The organism is Vibrio sp. OPT20, from assembly GCF_963889365.1.
In the GTDB taxonomy this organism is placed as follows: domain Bacteria; phylum Pseudomonadota; class Gammaproteobacteria; order Enterobacterales; family Vibrionaceae; genus Vibrio; species Vibrio splendidus.
The window spans coordinates 82,217-104,948 of the sequence record NZ_CAWPOA010000052.1 but is presented as its reverse complement, the minus strand read 5'-3'; the positions used below and the strand labels follow the sequence as shown (position 1 = coordinate 104,948).

20 protein-coding genes and 1 pseudogene are annotated in these 22,732 nt (G+C 43.1%); 11 read left to right on the top strand and 10 right to left on the bottom strand.

What is annotated here, in order from left to right:
- Window positions 1-2 precede the first annotated feature (2 nt).
- From AACR09_RS10545 to AACR09_RS10525, 5 genes are all read left to right on the top strand, one after another.
- Entirely contained in the window at window positions 3-1,235 is a 1,233-nt protein-coding gene (locus tag AACR09_RS10545; RefSeq protein WP_193834929.1) for a hypothetical protein, read from the top strand.
- 160 nt (window positions 1,236-1,395) lie between these two features.
- The gene (locus AACR09_RS10540; RefSeq protein ID WP_416222633.1) at window positions 1,396-2,547 is read left to right on the top strand and encodes a GGDEF domain-containing protein; all 1,152 of its coding nucleotides are present in this window, start codon (window positions 1,396-1,398) and stop codon (window positions 2,545-2,547) included.
- 287 nt (window positions 2,548-2,834) lie between these two features.
- On the top strand, window positions 2,835-3,818 hold the full coding sequence (gene pheS / locus AACR09_RS10535) for a phenylalanine--tRNA ligase subunit alpha (protein ID WP_004734764.1): 984 nt from the start codon (window positions 2,835-2,837) through the stop codon (window positions 3,816-3,818).
- Between the two features lie 18 nt (window positions 3,819-3,836).
- Window positions 3,837-6,242 (top strand): phenylalanine--tRNA ligase subunit beta, encoded by a 2,406-nt coding sequence (gene pheT / locus AACR09_RS10530; RefSeq protein ID WP_193834927.1) that lies wholly within the window; start codon window positions 3,837-3,839, stop codon window positions 6,240-6,242.
- A gap of 598 nt (window positions 6,243-6,840) precedes the next feature.
- Window positions 6,841-7,275 carry a hypothetical protein gene (locus AACR09_RS10525; RefSeq protein WP_017092597.1) on the top strand — a complete coding sequence of 145 codons (435 nt, stop codon included), beginning with the start codon at window positions 6,841-6,843 and terminating at the stop codon, window positions 7,273-7,275.
- Between the two features lie 205 nt (window positions 7,276-7,480).
- On the opposite strand, the gene AACR09_RS10520 is transcribed toward AACR09_RS10525, so the two are convergent.
- On the bottom strand, window positions 7,481-10,096 hold the full coding sequence (locus AACR09_RS10520; protein WP_193834926.1) for a hypothetical protein: 2,616 nt from the start codon (window positions 10,094-10,096) through the stop codon (window positions 7,481-7,483).
- Between the two features lie 336 nt (window positions 10,097-10,432).
- Here AACR09_RS10520 and AACR09_RS10515 point away from each other — a divergent pair, with 336 nt between their 5' ends.
- Entirely contained in the window at window positions 10,433-11,305 is an 873-nt protein-coding gene (locus tag AACR09_RS10515; RefSeq protein WP_193834925.1) for an alpha/beta fold hydrolase, read from the top strand.
- Window positions 11,306-11,751: 446 nt separating this feature from the next.
- Here the strand turns inward: AACR09_RS10515 and AACR09_RS10510 are convergent, their stop codons facing one another.
- The 3 genes from AACR09_RS10510 to AACR09_RS10500 form a co-directional block, all read right to left on the bottom strand.
- Window positions 11,752-12,663: a hypothetical protein gene (locus tag AACR09_RS10510; RefSeq protein WP_193834924.1), complete on the bottom strand. Its 912-nt coding sequence runs from the start codon at window positions 12,661-12,663 to the stop codon at window positions 11,752-11,754.
- Between the two features lie 581 nt (window positions 12,664-13,244).
- Window positions 13,245-13,367, bottom strand: coding sequence for a hypothetical protein (locus tag AACR09_RS10505; protein ID WP_265575697.1), 123 nt, complete (start codon window positions 13,365-13,367; stop codon window positions 13,245-13,247).
- Window positions 13,368-13,427: 60 nt separating this feature from the next.
- Window positions 13,428-13,685 (bottom strand): hypothetical protein, encoded by a 258-nt coding sequence (locus tag AACR09_RS10500; protein WP_017085640.1) that lies wholly within the window; start codon window positions 13,683-13,685, stop codon window positions 13,428-13,430.
- Window positions 13,686-13,755: 70 nt separating this feature from the next.
- Here AACR09_RS10500 and AACR09_RS10495 point away from each other — a divergent pair.
- Window positions 13,756-13,908, top strand: a pseudogene (locus AACR09_RS10495) (alpha/beta fold hydrolase); the annotation flags it as partial.
- A gap of 557 nt (window positions 13,909-14,465) precedes the next feature.
- Complete coding sequence (locus tag AACR09_RS10490; RefSeq protein ID WP_193834923.1) at window positions 14,466-15,392, top strand: hypothetical protein; 927 nt, start codon at window positions 14,466-14,468, stop codon at window positions 15,390-15,392.
- Between the two features lie 122 nt (window positions 15,393-15,514).
- Here AACR09_RS10490 and AACR09_RS10485 read toward each other — a convergent pair whose 3' ends face one another.
- Together AACR09_RS10485 and AACR09_RS10480 are read right to left on the bottom strand one after the other, a co-directional pair.
- Complete coding sequence (locus AACR09_RS10485; RefSeq protein ID WP_048664828.1) at window positions 15,515-15,895, bottom strand: hypothetical protein; 381 nt, start codon at window positions 15,893-15,895, stop codon at window positions 15,515-15,517.
- A gap of 478 nt (window positions 15,896-16,373) precedes the next feature.
- Entirely contained in the window at window positions 16,374-17,882 is a 1,509-nt protein-coding gene (locus AACR09_RS10480; protein WP_004734780.1) for a DUF3360 domain-containing protein, read from the bottom strand.
- A 509-nt stretch (window positions 17,883-18,391) separates the two neighbouring features.
- Between AACR09_RS10480 and AACR09_RS10475 the strand changes: the two genes are divergently transcribed.
- The 3 genes from AACR09_RS10475 to AACR09_RS10465 all read left to right on the top strand — a co-directional run bounded on the left by AACR09_RS10475 (window position 18,392) and on the right by AACR09_RS10465 (window position 20,070).
- On the top strand, window positions 18,392-18,730 hold the full coding sequence (locus AACR09_RS10475; protein ID WP_004734781.1) for a hypothetical protein: 339 nt from the start codon (window positions 18,392-18,394) through the stop codon (window positions 18,728-18,730).
- Between the two features lie 83 nt (window positions 18,731-18,813).
- A complete protein-coding gene (locus AACR09_RS10470) occupies window positions 18,814-19,686 on the top strand; it encodes a patatin-like phospholipase family protein (RefSeq protein ID WP_017083392.1) in 873 nt (290 codons plus the stop codon).
- A gap of 15 nt (window positions 19,687-19,701) precedes the next feature.
- On the top strand, window positions 19,702-20,070 hold the full coding sequence (locus tag AACR09_RS10465) for a hypothetical protein (RefSeq protein ID WP_193834922.1): 369 nt from the start codon (window positions 19,702-19,704) through the stop codon (window positions 20,068-20,070).
- 102 nt (window positions 20,071-20,172) lie between these two features.
- Here AACR09_RS10465 and folM read toward each other — a convergent pair whose 3' ends face one another.
- The 4 genes from folM to folK all read right to left on the bottom strand — a co-directional run bounded on the left by folM (window position 20,173) and on the right by folK (window position 22,568).
- Window positions 20,173-20,889 carry a dihydromonapterin reductase gene (folM, locus tag AACR09_RS10460; RefSeq protein ID WP_193834921.1) on the bottom strand — a complete coding sequence of 239 codons (717 nt, stop codon included), beginning with the start codon at window positions 20,887-20,889 and terminating at the stop codon, window positions 20,173-20,175.
- Window positions 20,886-21,524, bottom strand: a complete 639-nt coding sequence (folE, locus tag AACR09_RS10455) for a GTP cyclohydrolase I FolE (protein WP_193834920.1) — start codon at window positions 21,522-21,524, stop codon at window positions 20,886-20,888. The genes folM and folE overlap by 4 nt, the downstream gene beginning before the upstream one ends.
- A gap of 17 nt (window positions 21,525-21,541) precedes the next feature.
- The gene (gene folX / locus AACR09_RS10450) at window positions 21,542-21,913 is read right to left on the bottom strand and encodes a dihydroneopterin triphosphate 2'-epimerase (RefSeq protein ID WP_004734786.1); all 372 of its coding nucleotides are present in this window, start codon (window positions 21,911-21,913) and stop codon (window positions 21,542-21,544) included.
- Between the two features lie 157 nt (window positions 21,914-22,070).
- The gene (gene folK, locus AACR09_RS10445; protein WP_193834919.1) at window positions 22,071-22,568 is read right to left on the bottom strand and encodes a 2-amino-4-hydroxy-6-hydroxymethyldihydropteridine diphosphokinase; all 498 of its coding nucleotides are present in this window, start codon (window positions 22,566-22,568) and stop codon (window positions 22,071-22,073) included.
- Window positions 22,569-22,732: the final 164 nt, after the last annotated feature.

The window sequence follows — 22,732 nt, the reverse complement described above, 5'->3', positions numbered from 1 at the left end:
ATATGAAAAGGATTGTGTTAACAGGAACGCAGTTATCTTTAACCTTGGCAGCGACAGTCGGGCTCATGCAAGTGTCGTTGCCATGTGTTGCGGCAGGCTTTAGCTCTGAGTTCGTAGAACAGGTCACCCCGGAGCTAGCAGGGCAGGTTAACCTTGAACACAGGCAGTTCTTTAGCTACGGCTTGCAAGGGCAAGATAAAGGGCAAAGCTCGCTGGTGTTACAACCAGAGTTTTATTGGGAACAACAAGAGGGCAATGGCAGCTTTACCTTCACGCCGTTTTACCGCCTAGATAGCGAAGACGATGAACGAACCCATGGTGACGTTCGCGAAGCTCTATACCTAACGTATTGGGATGACTACGAACTGCGAGCCGGTGTCGGCAAGGTGTTCTGGGGTGTGACCGAATCGGCGCATTTGGTGGATGTGGTCAATCAAACCGATGCCATTGAATCGGTCGATGGCGAATCGAAGTTAGGTCAGCCTATGGTGCACTTCACCTCAACCAAAGACTGGGGAACCATCGATGCCATGTTACTGCCGTATTTTCGTGAGCGTACCTTCGCTGGGGAAGACGGTCGGTTAAGGCCAACCGTGCCTGTATCGGACGATGCGCTTTACGAATCTTCAAGAGAAGAAAAGCATGTTGATGTGGCATTGCGTTATAGCCAAATGTACGGCGATTGGGATGTGGGATTAAGCTACTTAGGCGGCACAAATCGCGACCCTTATTACCGTGTGGAAGGCAATCAGCTCAAACCGTATTACGCGCAAATGCAGCACTTCGGACTCGATGTTCAAGGTATTATCGGTGACTGGTTATGGAAGCTGGAAAGCATTTATCGCGACAGCTACGACAACCACACCGGCGTGGTAACAGGCTTTGAATACACATGGGTTGGGGCGCTTGAATCCTATTGGGACATCGGCTTCATTGCTGAATACCTGTATGACAGCCGAGGCAACAACGCCCAAACCATCGGCCAAAACGATGTGTTTCTTGGTGCACGTTTCGCCTTGAACGATGAAGACGGCACCGAGGTGCTCACGGGCATCACTCAAGACTTGGACAACAGCGATGTCTACAGTGCTAAGTTGGAAGCATCAAGCCGCATCAACAACAATCTCAAGTGGCGATTAAACGCTTGGTTGTTTGAGAACGAAACCCCAGAAGACTTGTTGTTCTTTGCTCGAAAGGATGATTTTGTTGAGGTAGCGTTGGAATATTATTTCTAGTGTTAGTTTGGTGGGGCGCTCTTGTTAAAGGGGGCGTCTCAGATTTAAGACGCGCTATATTTAGAATGTTCAATGTCATCTTTTTATAAAATAGAGCAAATAATCGAATAGTCCCAAAGGTAAGATGGTTATATTTTTCGAGTATCTATAACCTCCGAATATGCATGTAAATTGTGCTGGTGGTATCGGCCCTAAGGGATCTATGAGTTTATTTAATTGGGATAAAAACTTTGAAACAGGCATTGGTGTTGTAGATGAACAACATCAATACCTTGTTGGTTTTATCAACCACTACGGAAATCTTTTGTCAGAGAATACTATCTCTATAGACGACATTAACATCGCTTTACTCGAACTCGCGCGCTATGCAGAATTTCACTTTAAAGAAGAAGAATCTTTGATGAGAGATTGTGGTGTCTATGAGTTACACATTGAAGAACACATCAAAGTGCATCGTGTATTTATGCAAGATATCTACAGTATGCAAGCGTTCATCTTAGAAGAAGATCAGGTGTCAGCACGGCAGTTATTGGACTTCCTCATCCATTGGCTTACTTACCACATTCTCGGCATCGACCAAAACATGGTGCGACAAATGGTCGCCATAGAAGAGGGTGCAACACCTCTACAAGCCTTTGAAGCAGAAGAAAAGCAGCAAGACTCTTCGACTGTCCCGCTGTTGGCGGCGCTTAATGGCCTATTTGAACAAGTCTCTGAACGAAACAAACAGTTGTTACGCTTCAACCAGTTACTCGAAGACAAAGTTGAGGAACGGACTGCAGAATTGAAACGAGCGAGTAAGAAACTTGAAGAACTGTCGTTAACAGACTCACTCACTCATTTGCCTAACCGCCGTAGTGCCTTTAAACAGTTAGCGCTACATTGGCAAGACTCCAAAGAACTTGGTATGCCTTTAGTGTGCATTATGATTGATGCCGACAACTTCAAGCGCATTAATGACACCAGTGGCCATGATGCAGGCGACTTGGTGCTACAAACCCTCTCGCGTGAACTGAAAAACACGTTCCGTAATGATGATATTGTGTGTCGGTTAGGGGGCGATGAGTTCTTGGTTATTTGCCCTGACACCGACCTCAAAGGTGGCATGCACATCGCGGAAACGACTCGACAGAAAGTGTCTGAATTAGAGGTTGAAACCAGTCATCAAGTTTGGATTGGCAGTATTAGTGTCGGTGTGGCTGAAATAACCCAAGAATTCGAGTCCATGAATGAGTTGGTTAAAGCCGCTGATGAGTCCGTTTATTTAGCGAAAAACGCAGGCAAAAACAGCGTTTGTTCGATTCAGATTTAGAGCTCGGTTCACTCGAGTTCGAGAGTACCGTTCACTTCAGATCTAGAACACCGCTCGCTTTAGTCTTTGATCGCTACTCACTTTAAAATAAACAAGTGGAACCGGTATTTGTTCCACTTCTTCCTATTCCTCATTAATATCCTGTTAAATTTGCCGTGTTTTTAGTCAATAACTTGCTCTTTTAGCGATTCAATTTGGCATTGGTAGCGTGTTTGATTACTATGTGTAGCTATCTAAAAAAACTAATCATCCGATACGGACACTACCAACTGGTAGATGAGGAAATGATGCAACATCTAGAAGAGATCATTGCTAATGCAACGACTGCTATTGATACAGCAGATTCGTTAGTCGCACTTGATGAAGTGCGAGTTCAGTATTTAGGTAAGAAGGGTGAATTAACTCTTCAACTACAAAGCCTAGGTAAACTTCCACCTGAAGAGCGTCGCACTGCTGGTCAAGAGATCAACAAAGCGAAAGGTGCTGTTCAACAAGCGATCGCAGCTCGCAAAGACGCGCTACAACGTGCAGAGCTTGAAGCGAAACTAGCTGAAGAAACTATCGATGTGAGCCTACCAGGTCGTCGCATTGAGAACGGTGGTCTTCACCCAGTTACTCGCACAGTTGAGCGTATCGAACAGTTCTTTGGTGAGCTTGGCTTTAGCACTGAGTCTGGCCCTGAGATCGAAGATGCATTCCACAACTTTGATGCACTAAACATCGCAGACGATCACCCAGCTCGTACTGATCACGATACTTTCTTCTTCAACCCTGATCTAATGCTACGTACGCACACTTCTGGTGTTCAAATCCGTACGATGGAAAACGGCAAACCGCCATTCCGCTTCATTGCTCCGGGTCGTGTTTACCGTAACGACTACGATCAAACTCACACGCCAATGTTCCACCAAGTGGAAGGTATGTTAGTTGATGAGAACGTAAACTTCGCACAACTTAAAGGCATTCTTAACGATTTCCTTTGTAACTTCTTTGAAGAAGAAGTTGAAGTGCGTTTCCGTCCTTCATTCTTCCCGTTCACAGAGCCTTCAGCTGAAGTTGACGTGAAACGTAAAGATGGCAAATGGCTAGAAGTTCTAGGCTGTGGCATGGTTCACCCTAACGTACTTCGCTCTGTTGGCATCGACCCTGAGAAATACTCTGGTTTTGCATTCGGTATGGGTGTAGAGCGTCTAACGATGCTTCGTTACGGCGTAAATGACCTTCGTGCGTTCTTCGAGAACGACCTTCGTTTCCTTAAACAATTCAAGTAATCCGGGGCAGTCAAAACTATGAAATTCAGTGAATCTTGGCTACGCGAGTGGGTTAAACCTGCAATTAACAGCGAAGAGCTAGCTCACCAAATCACTATGGCTGGTTTGGAAGTTGACGATGTAGAACCTGTTGCTGGTGAATTCACCGGCGTTAAAGTAGGTAAAGTGGTTGAGTGCGGTCAGCACCCAGACGCAGACAAACTACAAGTTACAAAAATCGATATTGGTGAAGCCGATCTTGATGGAAATAAACAGCTTTTAGACATCGTATGTGGTGCATCTAACTGTCGTCTTGGCCTAACTGTAGCAGTAGCAACAGTTGGCGCAGTACTTCCTGGTGACTTCAAAATCAAGAAAGCAAAACTACGTGGCGTTCCATCGCACGGCATGCTTTGTTCTTTCTCTGAGCTAGGTATCGACGTAGAGTCTGACGGCATCCTTGAGCTACCAGAAGGCACAACGCTAGGTATGGACGTACGTGAGCTTCTTGAGCTTAACGACGTAACTATCGACGTAGACCTAACAGCAAACCGCGCAGACTGCTTCAGCATCCGTGGCCTTGCTCGTGAAGTTGGCGTACTAAACCGCGCAGACGTTACAGAGCCAACAGTTGAAGCTGTTGCAACAAGCATTGAAGACACAGTATCTGTTGAAATCAAAGCAACTGATGCTTGTCCACGTTACCTTGGCCGTGTGGTTAAGAACGTAAACGTAAAAGCGGAATCTCCAATCTGGATGCAAGAAAAACTGCGCCGTTGTGGTATCCGTTCAATCGACCCAGTTGTAGACATCACAAACTACGTGATGCTAGAGCAAGGCCAACCAATGCACGCATTTGATCTAGCTAAGATCGAAGGCGGTATCGTGGTTCGTCTAGCAGAGCAGGGCGAAAAGCTAACACTTCTAGATGGCAACGAAGCTGAACTAAACAGCAACACACTTGTTATCGCAGACCAAAACAAAGCACTAGCAATCGCTGGTATCTTTGGCGGTCAAGATTCAGGTGTTACTACTGAAACAACAGACGTACTTCTTGAAGCTGCATTCTTCGCACCGGATCACATCCGTGGTCGCGCACGTGCTTACGGCCTTCACACAGATTCTTCTCTACGTTTCGAACGTGGTGTTGATTCAACGCTACAAGCAGCAGCTATGGAGCGTGCAACACAGCTTCTAGTTGAAATCTGTGGTGGTGAAGTTGCACCAGTAAACGGCAGCGAATCTGAAGCTGATCTTCCTAAAGCAAACGTAGTTGCTCTACGTCGCGCTAAGCTAGACAGCCTACTAGGTCACGAAATCCCATCTACAGACGTAGTGGAAATTCTTACTCGCCTAGGTTGTGAAGTTGAAAGCACAGATGCTGGCTGGACGGCAACGTCTCCATCTTGGCGTTTTGATATCGCAATCGAGCAAGACCTAATTGAAGAAGTAGGTCGTATCTACGGTTACGATAATATTCCAAACCAAGCGCCTAAAGCGGCACTTAAAATGAATGACCACAAAGAAGCTAACCAACCGCTTAAGCGCGTTCGTGACCTTCTTGTAGACCGTGGCTACCACGAAGCAATCACATACAGCTTCGTAGAACCAGAACAGCAGAAACTTGTTGTACCTGGTGTTGAGCCGCTAATCCTGCCATTCCCAATCTCTGCGGACATGTCAGCAATGCGTCTTGGCCTAATCCAAGGTCTTCTAAACACAGTTGTTCACAACCAGAAGCGTCAACAGTCTCGCGTTCGTCTATTCGAATCAGGCCTACGTTTCATCCCTGAAGCAACAGCTGAAAACGGCATGCGCCAAGAAATGATGCTTGCGGGCGTTATCTCTGGTACTCGTGGCGAAGAGCACTGGGACATTGCAACTAACACTGTAGATTTCTTCGATCTTAAAGGTGACCTAGAAGCCGTTCTTGAGCTTTCTGCAAACGAAATCGCATACAGCTTCAAATCTGCGAAGCACCCAGCACTTCACCCAGGTCAAACTGCGGCTATCGTAGTAGACGGCAAAGAAGTGGGTATCATTGGTACTGTTCACCCAGAGCTAGAGCGCAAGTTTGGTCTTAACGGCCGTACTATCGTATTCGAAATCGAATGGGCAGCTATCAACACTCGCGTGCTTCCAGAAGCAGTAGCCGTATCTAAGTTCCCTGCAAACCGTCGTGATATCGCGGTTGTTGTTGACGAAGCAGTCGCTTCTGGCGACATCGTAGAAGCGTGTATCGCTGCTGGTGGCGAATTCCTAACAGGCGCTAAACTGTTTGACGTTTACGTTGGTCAAGGCGTTGAAGAAGGTAAGAAGAGCCTAGCAATCGCACTTAGCCTACAGTCTGTAGAGCGCACACTTGAAGATGCAGACATCGCTGGTTCAGTAGATGCTATCGTAGCTTCAATCTCAGAGAAATTCGGCGCAGCACTTCGCGACTAATCTCTTCTGATAGATAGAAAAACCAAAGGCCTCGCATTGCGAGGCCTTTTTTGTATGTGTATCGACTGTATTGGCCAACATATTGTGAATGAAATCATGCCTTTTTCCTGTCGCGTCTTCAATATTTCTACATTAAGAAGTAGTTATAGTGTTCTATTTGTGCAACGAAGCTAAGTATTAAATTCCCCCTTATTTGCTTCATGATTGCTACAACTGCATTGTTTTGAAAATTGAAGAAATAAGAATCACTTAGATATTATGATAAGTTTCTGCTTGGGTATAAATTGAAAATTGTCATGTTGCATATCTTTACACTGCATTTCAACAGATCACTGCACCTATAACAAATATAAAGGCTTGATTTTTGTGTTATTAAACACTTTGAAACAAAAAATCTATCTTTTAAGATGCGTCTATCTGAAATGGTTTTTATTATTAGTTAAAATAGCCATAACTCCGAATTTAAGTACAAGAGTAGAGCTGTTTATTTATGATAAAAATAATTTTTATATTTTGTTCGTTCATTAGTTTCAATGTTTTTGCCTCATTATCATGGACTGAAGCACCTGATAGTTATTGGTCAAAGGGGGGAGTAACAATGTTTACTTTTGACGAGAAAAGTGAATCTGGTAAGGTTAGTGTTGCCGAAATAAGTCGAGATAGTAGCGGAAATCTGACAATGTTCTTTAATTACTTTATTATTAATGATGGAATGAGACCGGTTTGTAATTATAACAAAACAAAAGATTTTAATAATGAAGGACAGCATGTGATTGAAGGGACTTCAGTTCATAAGTTTAATAATCAACCTGTGAAAATGACGGGTTTTTGTGTTGGTGAAACGGAACAAACTCCTCCTTTAGTTTACTTCAGACCTCAAACCGATGAAGGTCTGGAGTTTATAGTTCAGCAATTTAAAGATAGAAATTCTGTGAGCATTGAGACTAGCTTGGGAGGGGAGTTTAAGAAAATTAAGTTTACAGCCAAAGGATTCACAAAGTATTGGGATAGCAACAACATAGAAGCTCTTTAGATATTATATGCTTCGTTAATGAGAAATAATTTGTTAATAACCATAAAGTGTATTTTTATTATCTATTAGACTTTCAGGAATTTATATAAGAGGTCCCTTTTTACTGAGCAATTTGTCTATTTGGCTGAGATTAGTGAGAAAAAGTCGAACTAGAATAGTTCGACTTCTGTAGTCGATTTGTATTTACAATAAATATACTTGTTGGCTAAGAAACTACCGGTGTCGGCTTTTTGTAATCCAAAATCTCAGACTCTAATGCTTCGAGTTGTTTCAGTAGAGCAGCGGCTTGATGCTCATCAAACTCTTCATTTCTATCTTCTTCGTGCGTACCTTTATTTAACAATTGCCAAGTTACATTGTGCTTTTGGCTGATTCCCTGAATATCCATCAAGATTTGTTTGATAGGAACATATCCAAAGAATCCAGGTTTTTTCTCAAATTCTTTTAGTGACTTTATCAACCCAGAAACAATTCCATAAAGATCAGGGGAGCCTCCGGGCTGGCGAAGCTGAACTGAAACACTCGAGTCTAGCCTTTGTTTTCCAATGTGTTTCCATAGTTCGTTAGTTAAACCTTCTAAACTTCTTCTACTTTCCATCAGTGCATCTTTGGTTTTACCTTCCATTAGTGCTAACTGAGCTTTAACTATGTATTGTCGAAAATCATTAGAACTTATTAAGATTGTTCTCTGATCCAAGTTGCGTTTGAAGTCATAGCGATTCAACTTAACCTTTACATCCTTCGATGGGATTCGATTCTCTAATCGTTTGAGGAAATCTTCACCATGTGTAGTGATTACTAATTGTTTTTGGCTTAAGTCAGGATCGGAAAATATTGCTTCTAAAACACCTGAGCGGTGTTCATCGTCAATGGCATTTACCACGTCATCGAAAACTATTAGGTTGTGCCCATCATGTATGTTTTTTGCCAATAAGATCGATAACCCTAAGCAACGTAAATGCCCTTCGCTTAGAATTCGAAGGGCGTCATCTTTATTCCCATCATAAAATTCTATATTTATCTTCTCACTAGAGTTTCTAGGTAGAGACAAACTTTTAAGTATTTCATGGTCGTAAGGGTGGTTATTAATTAAGTTATAAATTTTCAGTACACGTTCACTTAAAGATTCCGAAAGAACAGACGGGAGTTCTAAGTTGTACTTTTTAAGCTTACCAATAAAGGTGCAGTAATCTGCAATAAAGGTACTATTTTTTGCTAGACGCTTTTCTTCGAGTTGTAGTTTGTTCTCTAACATAGATTTTTCTTTTTCGATAACAACTATTTGCTCGCGAATATCTTTGATATCTTTTATGTGAAGCTTAAATAACGCTGATAATTGATTTGCAACACCTAAGTCATGGTTGAGTTTTTTTAACTCCAATGTCATTGCTGAAACACTATCAACCAAAGGTTTATTTATAAGGTTCTGATTTTCTAACTCTTCTATTTTCTTTTGGACCAATAATTTTGTATTTTTCAATGAGGTTTGGGTGTTTTGAAAAACAATCCCTTGCTCAGTATCTGTAAGGTCGTAATCGATGGTTGATTGTATATTGTGATTTAAAAGTTTCTGGTTAGATACATTGCAAGCTGACTCTATTCTTTTTCGCAAAGACAACATTAGTGATTGTTTTTCAGAAAGTTCTTTAAGTAAAACAAGTTGTTTTATGGATTTAAGGAAAGGGTCGTTTTTAACTTGGTGCAAAGGAGTATCACAAGCTGGGCAACAATCGTGCTCAGTATCCTTGGATGAAGCGATGGTTTTTATAGCGGTGTACAAATTTAGGAATTCGACTTTAGATGAACTATTTTCAATGTCGTTTCTTGTTCGTTCGTAGTTTAACAAGTCATTATCAATATTTGTTAGTTCAGTAAGTAGGCTCTCAAGAGGCTTAACGTTATGAAGCTTAATGTTGTTATATTTATAAATTGAGTCCTGTTTTTCTTTTATTAAGCCATTATCGGGGCTTAAGTACGCAATAAGGTCTGATGCTAGTTCACACATAGGGTAACCGGATAACAGACCAATTTTTTTGTTATTAAGCTCTTGTTGTTCTTGCTCTTTTCTGCTGATAGCTTGTTGAGCTTGTGCTATTTTGAGGACTGTTTCTTTATACTTGTCTAAGACAGGAGTTTTGAGGTCGATATAATTGATTATCGAATCGCTAAAGCCATTACAGAAATTGTTGAACGTTTCAAGGCCAAACAATAGAGACAATCTTTGTTGTTGTGCTGATGCAGTATAAGAGGAAACACGAGCAAAACCCTCAATACGGTTTCGTTCTATAAACATAAACTCGTGTCCACTCTTTGGTTCAGCCAAATCTACGACGTCCCCTTGAGGATTGATGACTTTAAGTGTGACTGCTGAGGATTTACAGTACATGTTTTTGATATACGGTTTGATCTTAAACCCTTTACTCTCTGCTTCGTTAATCTTCCCTGTCAGAGAGAACTCTAAAGCTTCGCAAAAACTTGATTTGCCAGTACCGTTAGGTCCGTAAAGGAAGTTGTACTTTTTCGATAAGTCGAAGGTTTCATTGTTCACAAAACCACGAAATCCTTGGATATCTATAGAGGAGAGTCTCTGGATATTGTTGTTTTGATTGTCTTCAAAAGCTGTTTCTTTGGTCGCAGGAGGCCATGCTATTTTATCGTAAATTGAAGATATATATTTTGCTCTTTTTCCTGCTGCTGTGCCGATTTTTTCCACTTCTTCAAAGTTATTCAGAATAAGATTTGCAAATTTCAATTCACCTTCACTTAACTCTTCATAAGAGTTGTGGATGAATTCTTTAAAGCGATACAAGCTTGATTGCATTTGTATGAGTCCTAATTAATAAACTAGTAGCATTGTAATTAGTAACATATAAATCAACCATTAAAAGATTCTATTGTTATGATAACTCAATCGATTTTTTAGCTCATACACAGGGAGTTAGTTAGGAATATTCTCGATAATTGATTGATGTTATCGAATCTTTTAAGCGAAACAGCTAGCAGTGTAACCAAAGCTGGTGAATCATTTTAGATCCAAGCTTATTTATACTTTTCTTCAAGCTATCATTGACCCGTCTACAACTTCACACTTTATAGTGGCTATATTGATTGAGAGGGATGCTTTCTGTGTTCCCTCCAAAGTAAGTAGAGAGACACTATGAAACGTTTAATTCTAAACATCACACTCTTGGTATTCATGACGCTTAGTAGCTTTAATGCCATGGCTCATGACTCAACGGTTAAGTATGGTATTGCGATATCTCACGATGGTGAGCAAATTGCGTATGGCAAAAGTGGCAGCGGGGAAACGGCGCTGATCTTCATTCACGGTTGGAGCTTAGACAGCAGGCTGTGGCAACACCAAGTGGGTGAGTTTGCAAAGCAGTACCAAGTGATCACCATGGACTTAGCCGGGCACGGTAACTCGTCGTTCAACCGCGAAGAGTACACCATGGTAGCGTTCGCTGAAGACATCAAAGCCGTAATCGAGAAAGAACAACTCGAATCCGTCATCTTAGTCGGCCATTCCATGGCGGGTGGTGTGATTGCAGAAGCCGCTAAACTGATGCCGAAAAGAGTGAAGGGCATTATTGGTGTCGATACATCGCAAAACGTCGCACTAGCCGTTTCACAAAGTGACCTAGATGTAATGACCAAACCGTTTGAAGCAGACTTCCAAGCGGGCATTACTATGTTCGTGAAAGACTCGCTACCAAAAGACGTAGATGCAGATTTACTTTACTGGGTAACGCAAGACATGGCCTCAGCACCGCCAGCTATCGCGATAAACCAGTTCCGCCATTATCTAGGTCAATACGTGACAGGCGAAGCACACCGAGTGTATGAGAACGTGAACGTGCCAGTAATATTGGTTAACGCTCGACTATGGCCAACGGATTCAGAAGCGAACAAGAAACACATCAAGGATTACAGTATTTACTACATTGAAGATTCAGGCCACTTCCCAATGCTAGAGCAACCACAGCAGTTCAACACAACGTTGATGAAAGCGGTGAAATCAGTGAAGTAGGGCGGTTGCACGTGAGAATAGGCTGATAATCCCCTCCTAACCTCCCCTTGGTTTACATCTCCAATCTCTTGTTGGCAACGATAAAGGGGAGGAACTGAATACCGATCGTGACAAGTGCTGCTATATGTTCAGCGACAAAGAATGTTCTCCCCCTCATTCTTAAATCTCAAGAGATCGGGTCACTCCATTCGAGGGGGAGCTAGAGGGGGAGGCTTTGGTCGACTAGAACTATTCACACAACGTTGATGAAAGGGGTGCAGTCAGTGAAGTAGGGCGCTGTAGTTGTTAAATGATGGATGTAATTGTCGATAGAAAAACTAAGGCCTCGCGTGTGCGGGGCCTTTTTGTTGGTCGGAGGTTTTGGTCGAATCCCAGAACTGTCTTTCACAATACTGATCTCATGGTCTTCATCCTATAGAGCAGACAGATGGATACTGAGTGGGTGGCTAGTCGTTCCGGGTCATATTCGGCATTTGTCCTAACATACCATCTTCGCCGAAATGGAATGTTTCAAGTTGGGCTCTGGGTGTGGTACTCGACTTTATCGAGCTGGTATGGAGCGCCTCATCCTTTGTGCTAGCGGCGTAAAGTTGCCCAGAGAACGGAATGCTGGTGTCGTAATTTTCAAACCATACTGCCATTGCTTCCGTTAGCAAATTGTCAGACTTGTCGACATGCGCTAAGTAAGACTTGTGGTTGGCAAATATTCTCAAGTCATGAACCAAGTTGGGCGTGTCGTCGTCCGGAAAGACCGCTGCCATCAAAATACCAGGAATCTTCTGGTGCCACATGTCACATACGCTCTCGAATGACGTACCTAAATTCTGTATTTGTCCTAGCTTCACATAACGCGTCGTAAATCCAAACAGCGGAGGACCTTCTTCCCTACCGCCATCAGGTTTCATGAAACCGGCAAGGCTGCTCTTAAAGTCGTACTTTACGCCCGAATCTGCTTTCGCTCGGGTTTTTGTTTCTTCGTTCCACCCACCAAACACGGTTAATGTGTCTAGGTTTTCAGGCGAGTAATCATACGTATCCCACACCGATTCTGCCTGAGTAGAGCGAGACAAGTAATCGTTAAACGTACTGGCGCTTCGGACCCATAAAATATGCCAGTATGCCAAAGGATCTTCTGTATCAGGAAAGGCAAAGATTGCTTTAATGTCTGGGTTTTCTTCGTAAGCTGACTTTGAATGCGCTTGGTACGCATACTTAAATTCAGCAAGTTTCTCTTTTTTTATATGACGCTTACCGTAAACAAGAATCGGGGTTACTTGTGCCGAGTCAGAGATAACAGCAGTTTCTTCAAATTGGGATAAAACGGGACTTACTTGTTCATTATCATCTTTCTTTTGCATGTCTTCTCCTAACTGAGTGTCAATTTTTATCTACTATTGATAGTTAAAGTTTAGTTTTAATTCGCTTAGAACGAGCATCTATTATCTTAGGTTTGATAAAAGCCATGCTGCCAAATGTTCTAAGGACACCTTATTCACTGTTATCTCTTGTCTGTTCTGAGGCCAACAGATCATCCCTAGTTTTAGCGGCACGAAGCGGAATAAGTTGCTGGGTGATTTCTCGTTGTGTCTTCATATTTATCTCCAGTTAATTCTGAGTGAAATACAAAGCCTAGATACAAAAAAACCTCTGGCGATGAATCACTCAGAGGTCTTTTATTGACGCAAAAAACTACCTCCTGAGTAACCTCATGGTGGTAGTGGTAGTTTTTGCGTTTAGGTAAATTTTGTTCATAGGGGTAATTATTAACACCTTGTAGATATCCGCACAAGGTAAATTAAGATTCCACAACAGAAGAAATGGGTCTGTTGTGTTCTTGAGCTGACAGCAGCGCTTACTCTCATTTCCCCTATGTTTGGTACAAGTGTTCTTGAAGCCAAATCGGTAACATAATGGCTTCTGTCATTCTCATGAGAGCCGTTTACTTGTTGTCTTGAGAGTCTTTATATTTCTTTGCAATCCACTCATGCAAATGAAGCCCCGTTTGACGCTTTAGGAATACACTGATACCAGCCAAAATTAACAGTCCAATTATTGTGCCCATAATCATCTCCACGCTTTGTCATTTTTTAAATTCAGCTTAATCAATATGTTAGTGTTTTGATTAATCCATTGATTTCATCATTTTATCTATATTAAGCCCACCAAGATCCTCGAGGTTATTCTTAATCTCTTCATCGATTGATAGCTGGCGTTCCACTTTCTTTATTTCCTTCTCAAGAAACTTTTCAACTTCTTGAGATACGTTGAACATTAAGCCCTGTTCACGCGCTGCTTTTCTCGCTCGTTTAAGACGAACATCTAAGTCTGATGAGATTTTGATGTTCAGTGATACTTTGGATTGTTTTTTCTGTAATGACATATCGATTCTCAACTCTATCTAAAAAATACTATAAACTTTTCTACCTTTTTAGCAAGAAATTTTGAGGTTGACGGATTTAGGAGCGAACAAGAAATACATCAAGGATTACAGCATTTACTACATTGAAGACTCAGGCCATTTCCCAAAGCTAGAGCAACCAGAGCAGTTCAACACAAGGTTGATGAAAGCGATTAAGTCAGTGAAGTCGGGTGATTACACGTGAGAATAGGCTGATAATCCCCTCCTAACCTCCCCTTGGTTTACATCTCCAATCTCTTGTTGGTAATGGGAAAGGGGAGGAACTGAATACCAATCGCTACATGTGCTGCTATATGTTCAGCGACAAAGAATGTTCTCCCCCTCTGCCGTCTATCTAAAGAGATCGGTGCACTCCATTTGAGGGGGGAGCTAGAGGGGGAGGCTTTGGTCTACTAGAACCATTCACACAACGTTGATGAAAGGGATGCAGTCAGTGAAGTAAGGCGCTGTAGTTGTTAAAATATGGATGTAATCATTCTATAGATAAAACTAAGGCCTCGCGTGTGCGGGGCCTTTTTGTGAGTTGGAGGTTTTGCTAGATACATTCATTTCAATTTGCGAGTCATACCCGCGTCTTTCACTCGTTTATGGTCCTTAAACGACAGCCTCATAGTTATATAAATGCTCTATCAACCACCCCTAGATATGTAATCAGCACCACTGTTATTGGTAAGGGCTGACCGAATCTAGTGGTGCTTTCTACTGACAATCACTTTAACTATGTGTTTAGGACGTCCTGCTATGGCTAAGAAAATAATATTCATTCATGGTCGCGCTCAAAAGCCCGATAAAGCTCCCCTTCAAGCACTCTGGTACGAGGCTATAGAACATGGCTTGCAGCGAGATTGTGGATACTCAAGTTCATTACAAGCTTTTAAAGATGTCGATAAACGGTTTGTCTATTACGGTGAACTATCGAACACATTGTTAGAGAAACCAACGGAAGACCCTGCAAGTCGACAACAAGCGCTGTCTGAACTCAAAAAGTACAAGACAAGCCAGTTCAATAAAACAACGTATAACAAGGTATCTAAAATTGGTTTTCTAAAAGAGGCGTTAGCAGATACTTTTTCGTCACTATTTGGAAAGCTGGGAGTGGCTGAGACACTCATAACCAAGGTCGCGCCGGACATGGCGCATTATTGGTATGAAGATACCTATTTTGGCAGCGATGTTAGGCATAGGCTAATGGTTGAACTGAAGGAAGCGCTCGATAATCAAGATGATGTGATGATTGTATCGCACAGTCTCGGGTCGATGATCAGTTATGACGTGTTATGGAAGCTGTCTCATTACGGAGAGTATAGACACGACTATGGTGCGGACAAGAAGGTCAACTTATTGCTTACGCTCGGGTCACCGTTGGGAGATGAAAACGTAAAAGATAGGCTAAAAGGGAGTCGCTTGAAAGATGAGAAAAAGTACCCTTTAAACATTCAGCAATGGATAAACATATCGGCAGAAGATGACTTTATCTCTCATGACAGCAAAATTAGAAATGACTTTAAGGATATGCTCAAACTGGATCTGATACCCGGTGGAATGAAAGATATCCATCCAGTCTACAACCTCAATATTCGCAACGGAAAAAGCAATCCCCATGCTTCTATCGGTTATCTCATTAATCCTAAATTCATCAAAGTATTGGATGAATGGCTCTCGAGTTAAGTTGGTTTACCATCGCCAATTATTTCTGTGATCGTTCGTTGGAACTTTGATAAAACAAGGCCTCGCGTGTGCGAGGCCTTTTGTGTTTGTGCTGACGAGACAGCTAACTTGAACAATACTAACTACTCTGTGTAGATTGCTATTCCATTAACCGTCTGTTCTGAAATAGGGATTAAGTATTGGTAGTCTGTGCCGACGCCTCCCAAGACTACAGAGTTGTTGCTTCCTGTCGCTTGAAGTAAAACACCATTAGCTCCTAGTTTAGCTGCCTGCTTTTTTAACTCTTCGATTGCATAGTCGATGGAGCCTTGTTTTGTCATGCCTGCATCACTAGATGCATCAACTAAAGCTATTTTTTCATAGTTCTCAGGCGCTTCAAGATAAAGCGTAACCTCTTGAGGTGTAATTGGGTCTCTTGCTTCGCCGACTAATATTGCTGAACCAGATGCACAGCCAACTAAAAATAGTGTGATAGAAAGAGCTAAGGTTTTAAATATATTCATTGAGGTTAGATCTGTTTCTGGAATTAGGAGCGGAGTATAGCGAAATAAGACCATCCTTTAATTATGGGCATTGTAACAAATTGCGTTATTGCTTTTGAATCAATTGCATATGAGGCTTGACCGATAATCCCCTCCTAACCTCCCCTTGTTTTACATCTCTAATTTCTTGTTGGTAACGGGAAAAGGGGAGGAACTGAATACTGATCGTGACAAGTGCTGCCATGTGTTCAGCGACAAAGAATATTCTCCCCCTCGATCGTATGTCTAAAGAGATCGGTGAACTCCATTTGAGGGGGAGCTAGAGGGGGAGGATTTGGTTTACTAGAATCGTTCACGCAACGTTGATGAAAGCGATTAGGTCAGTGAAGTAGGACGCTGTAGTTGATATAGAATAGCTGTAACTGTTTGATAGATAAAACAAGGCCTCGCGTGTGCGAGGCCTTTTTGTGTTCCGACTAAAACTAGATATTAATCGAGCCTAGCGAAAGCTTGGGATAATCGCTGGAATTCCCGGTAGAAGGCCAACCAACGCCATCACACCACTTAGCACAATAAACATAGTGCCAGGCAACACCCAACGGCTCATTTTACTCAGTTCACTACTGCGTTCTTTACAACCGACTAAGCCTAAGTTATCCAACAGCATGGTGAGAGCCCAGCCAAATGCAGGGTTAACGAGCGCTGAAGAGAACACAACAATAGCAGCCGACTGTGTGGTTTTTCCTTCACGCGTCATTTCCATGCCAGCTTCTAGCAATGGAACAAATACCCCAACAATCAGCGCCACACACAGTACAGGTTGCCAGATAGCTAAATCCATCGGGTAACCCCAAACTGCGGCGATGATACAGAACAGAGCTGTGAGTAGCGCGCCAGCAGGAATAGGGCGTTTAGCAATCGCCGCCGGTACGATGTAAGTACCCCATGAAGAAGTAAAGTTAGTACCACCGAGCAGAGAACCGAACGTTTGACGAATTGAAGCCGTGGTCATGGTGTCGTCGATGTTCATGTGTACTTTTTCGGTACGCTCTGGGTAGCTGATCTTTTGGAATACTTGATGGCCTAAGAAATCTGGAGACCACATAGCGACAGCCAAAATTGCAAACGGCAATACCACCATGAAGTGCTCAATCGTTGGTAGGCCTAACATCCAACCTGTATCTTCTCCCCACCAATACATAGGGTTCATGTTAGGTAAGCCTGGCTCAGTGTGGAAAGCGAATGGGGCACCCATGGCAAATGCAATCGTACCGCCTAGCAAGCAGCTAAGAGGGACGGCTAACCAACGTTTACGGAAGTGTTCCAATAGCGCGTACAAAATAATGGTGCAAAAGATCACGACAAAAGCGATATGGCTCATGCCGATTCCCTCAGCCCAAGCGAACAGCTTTTTCACTTGAGAAGCGGTTCCAACAAAGCCAAGGTAGAGCAATAATCCGCCACATACGCCTTTACTGGTGAGGTTGGCCAACATGCTGCCACCTTTACTGATGGCTAAGATGAGGCCAAAAGCGCCAATCAATAACCCAAACGCCATAGGGTGTCCGCCTGCTGCAACCACAATTGGAATTAACGGGATGAGTGGACCGTGTGTACCTGCGAGGTTCGCGGTCGGCAACAGGAAGCCAGAGAAAATAATAATGAAAACAGAGGCGATGAGGAGTTCATAACGAACGTTTTCTAGAATGAAGTCTTCATTTAATCCGAGAGCCCCAGCAAAGGTGGCTGCAATAGCGCCCACCATAACCACTTTACCAATGGTCGCCGCCATCGCTGGGATGGTGTCTTCTATCTCAAATCGATAATCTTTAAACGGCAAATTTGGACGCCAGCGCTTAGGCGACATAATTTGCAATTCGTGTTCTAGATACTGTTCTCGGGAATCAAATTCCGATCTTGGTTTATGTTGTTGTTCATAGGTGAGTTCATCCTCATTGGCTTGAGGCTTCTCTGTTTGTATATGTGCGGACTCTAAAGTAGTGCTCATTTTGATTCCTTTCGTTCACACTCTGAGGTGTGTTATTCCAACAAACGTTGTTGACTCACGGCATGAAGTGTAAACAATGCGTCAACTTATAATTAAAAATTCATTAACATTCAGTTGTTAGTACCTTATACCAAACCAAAAAAAACAAATAGACTCAGTCGGTTAGACATTAGTCGTAGAGTCGGACGACTAGTATTAGACCCTGTAGATAGTATGTGTCTGTTTATTGGTAGGCTCTTGATTTCAGGAATAACAAAGTCACTTTCAACAACAAATGGTTCGACTCTAAAGGCCCAGAAAAAAGTCCAACGACTTACGTTTGGCTGCATGCTTGGTTGCGTTCTGGTGTGATTTGATCGTGACTATCTGGTCCGGTTTTATGCTGGATATATTGGGTGATAAGCAGGGGTAGGGATTGTCTCTAGTAACTCAATTTCTCCTACGTTTGGCCCCTGATAGTGTTAGAATCTCCGCATCAGAACTATCGAGAAACTAGGTATTTATAAACAATGTTTATCCATCACGTAAACGGCATCGACTGGCTGGTGATTACAGCTTTTGAAGAACTGAAACCGATGTTTATTGAAGATGCTGGTCCCATCCCAGCTTACTTCTCTACCACCAGTGAATTGAGCCTGATTGATCAAGCCAAGCGTAGCTATGGATTTTTGCCTAAACTCCGCGGTGTGATCACCGATACCGGCACGTATCAAAGTGAAAATCTTGAAGAAGATTTGAACCCACAGCTAGCGTGTATAGTGGAAGGGCGTGGTCGGGTGTTTATCTATCACGGCGACTATGTGGCTTTTGTGGATGACGAGCAAACCTTCATTACCCGTATGGACTGATAGTGACTCAGTGAGTTGAGATCTGCGAATTGGTAAATCGGCGAGTTAGCTCCCCTAGAATTAAAAACTAAAGGATTAATACGATGGCAAAAACGGTCTCATTGGTACTTGGCAGTGGTGGCGCAAGAGGCTTGGTTCATGTTGGAATCATCCGTTGGTTAATCGAGCATGGCTATCAGATAAAATCCATCTCTGGCTGTTCAATTGGCGCACTTATCGGTGGTGTCTACGCTGCGGGCAAGTTGGATGAATTTGAAAAGTGGGTCACCAGTATCGACCAATCGGATATGGCTATGATGTTGGACTTTTCATGGCAATCGAGTGGTATCTTCAAAGGGGACAAGATCATCGACACACTGCGTGGATTGATCGGCGAGATTTCAATTGAAGATCTGCCTATCCCTTATACCGCAGTTGCTGCCAACGTCGCCGAAGAAAAAGAGGTTTGGCTGCAATCCGGTTCTCTGTTTGATGCCATTCGCGCCTCCATCTCTTTGCCACTGTTCTTCACTCCACATGTCATTAATGGTGAAGTGCTGATTGATGGAGGAGTGCTCAATCCCGTACCGATTGCGCCTACCTTTAGTGATAAGACAGACTTTACTCTGGCTGTGAACTTAGGTGGTGAACCTGAGATGCTTCAACAGGAAGTGATACCGGTTTCCCTACCAACAAAAGAGAGTAACCTGCATGAGAAGGTTGTTCACTTTATCGATAATCTCGGTAGCAGTGTAAAAAGTAAAATGAGCTTCAATTTTGCTGCCTACGACATTGCCAACCAAGCGTTTGATGCGATGCAATCGACCATTGCTCGCCAGAAACTGGCCGCTTATCCCGCCGATATTACGCTTGAGATCCCACGTAATGCTTGTGGCACCTTAGAGTTCGATCGCTCACAAGAGATGATAGACAGAGGCTACCATTTGGCACAGGCTAAACTGGGTAACCGGCTTTAATGTATTTTCAGCTGAATGAGGGTATTTATGGAAACTGAACTAAAAGAGCTTGAACTCCACGAGCTTATGGCAAAAAAAGATGTCATCGTGCTCACCAGCTCAGAAGAAGCTGCCGTATCTTGGCTGATAGAGGGCCATCAAGAGAACGCTGATATTCAGATTATCGAGAACGCGCACGAGTTAGATAGCGAAGCGGTTTTAGCGCAATGTCGAAACAGCCTGAGTGAAAGTAAAAAGGTAATACTTACCGCGCAGTTTCGCAGCCAACTGCCTATCATCAATCTCGCTTCACTGTGTAATGAGATGCGCAAGTCATTGACCAATATTGAGTTATCCGGCTGGGACGAAGAAAAATGCCTTCCTCACTCTTTTAGCAGTATCTAGGTCATAGTAGCTTCTAGCTTCTAGCTTCTAACGGTTTATTGGTAACAGCAGTCGCTAGTCTTTTGAGTTTCTATGTTGACGTAAGCCCACAAGGTATGGACTTCACTTCAAATGCCTGCCGCCATCAAGGTGCAAGGTTCTTCCTGTCATGTAGTGACTGGCCAACACAAACTTGATGCCATCTATTATTTCCTCAAAGCCCGCTTCTGTCGGGATCAGAGCTTTCTTCAGCGCTTTGGTTTTGTATGCCTCATCGTCATGTTCATTGAACTTAATCATGGCTGGAGAGAGGGTATTTACTTTTACCTTGGGAGCCAGCATTGCTGAAAACGATAGCGTAAGGTTGTTGAGTGCAGCTTTACTGGCCGCGTAAGCAATGTGTTTTTTACTGCCTTTTTCAGCAACGTAATCACTGATGTGGATGATGTCTGACGTTTTATCGCCAGACATCAGTTGGTCTTTGAGCGTTAAATTGAACAGATAAGGCACGGTGGCGTGAATCGTCATCATCTGGTGCATGATTTTTGAGGCATTGTCACTGGGGTTTGTCTTGTTCTCAGGCTTCCAGTCTGAAGCGTTGTGTATGACGGCTCGAAGTGTCTTATATTCTTGACCTACATAATCAAGAAAGCCCTCTAGGCTGCTTTGTTGATAAAAGTCTACTTGCTGCAAGTCGGCTCCACTGTCGCGCAACAGTTGCAGTTGAGGATAGTCGCTGCGGTAAGTGCCAACTACTTTGTATCCATCCGCTAAAAGTTGCTGCGCCAGTGCGAATCCGAGTCGCTTTCCCACGCCGGTTATTAGTATCGTTTCACTCATCGTAAAAACTCAGCTCTGGTTTGAGGGTTAGTTTTGAAAATACCACCGAGCGCGGTCGTTGAGGTTTCAGAGTTTGCATCCATGACACCTCTGGATTTAACGCAATAGTGAGTGGCTTTAATTGTCACGGCCACATTTTCTGTTTCGACTAGAGTCTGTATCGCGACCAGGATTTGCTGAGTAAGGCGCTCTTGTACCTGAGGACGCTGAGCAAAGAATCGAACGATACGGTTGATTTTAGACAGCCCAAGAATCTTGTTTTCAGGGATATAGGCCACTTCTGCTAAACCATCGATGGTAATGAAGTGATGTTCGCACGTCGACGTTAAGTCTATGTTCGACACCTTGACCATTTCATCAACCGACATTTTGTTTTCTATAACGCTGATTTTTGGGAAGTTATCGTAATCGAGCCCTGAAAAGATCTCGTGAACGTACATTTTTGCAATGCGATGAGGTGTTTCAGCAAGGCTGTCATCGGTTATATCCAGTCCAAGCGTACTGACCACTTCCGTCAAGAGTCCTTTGATGCGGTTGTACTTCTGGTTGGGATTCATTTCGCTCGGTGTCATTGGGGTTTCAAGTCCTTTTGCGAGCAAAGCTTCTCTTACTTTTTCGGCTTCTGTATTCAGCATGACTCTCTCCTTATGAGTTAATTTTCGAGCTCTGCTTCATAGCTAAGCGTGAGTGAAACGGAGTCGGCAAAACGTAGGGCATGAGGCTTATCAATTCTCACTTGAGCGTATCGTACCCATGGATGATCGATACAAATGCCGAGTACGTCGCTGGTTAACTTTTCTAAAAGCAGAAATCTTCCGGATTCGACATGTTGAATGATCTTCTTGCAGATGTTTTTGTAGTTGAGTGCGTTCTCCACATCATCTGAGAGGCAAAGGTTGTTAGCGGGGTAGTGGATCTCTGCATTGATAACGATGTCTTGCTGCTTAGACTTTTCTTCTTCGTTGAAGCCGATGAAGGTTCTTAGTCTCAGGTTTGTAATGGTGATAATGGCGTTGTGATTCATAACAGTGTCCAATCCTTAGAGAGTGAAGTCAGGTACGTGCTTGTTTTAAGAAAAGATCAGTAAAGCTCAGGTCATTAAGAGTTCAGTTGTTCTTTTAGCCGTTGTTCCTTTCGCAATTGTTACTGTTGTAGCCGTTCTTTTTTCAGTCATGTAAAGGCTAGGTGAAACTGATATCGAAAGGGATGGGTTCGGTTTTCTGATTTAACTTGTCGAAGTTTTCCCAGAGCTGCTGATATGAGATGTCTAGAGTGGGGTGACGTTCTTGCGCAGCAATATCGACTAACGGCCTGAGCACAAAAGCGTACTCGGTGATTTCGCCTCTAGGCAGCTCTACGCCATCGATAACGCCCACTTGATTACCATAAAGAAGGATGTCGATATCCATCGTCCGTGAAGCATAGGCTTTGGTCTGACGCTTGCGATCATTCTCTGATTCGATTTGATGCAGAACCTTAACCAGATCTGCGATAGGAAGGGTACATTCGAACCCAACGACTAGGTTTAAGAAGTTATCCCCTTTAAAACCGACAGGCTCGCAATCGTAGAATTTAGAAATGTGTAGGGGCGCAAAGCGGTCATGCAATGCTTTGAGAGATTCTGTGACGTGATGTTCGCGGTTAATGTTGCTTCCGATGCTGACATAGACGGTGGCCATAGTCTTTCCCTCCTTTTAAACAGCCTATACGTCCGACTTGCTATGAAGATCAGCTATGCGTCCTTTTAATGGCAGGACGGCAAAAGAAAAATACGGTTCTGTTACAAGTGTTGCCCGTTTTGAGCCCGACAAAAGGGCACCTGTGAGTTAGAAAGTGCCACGAG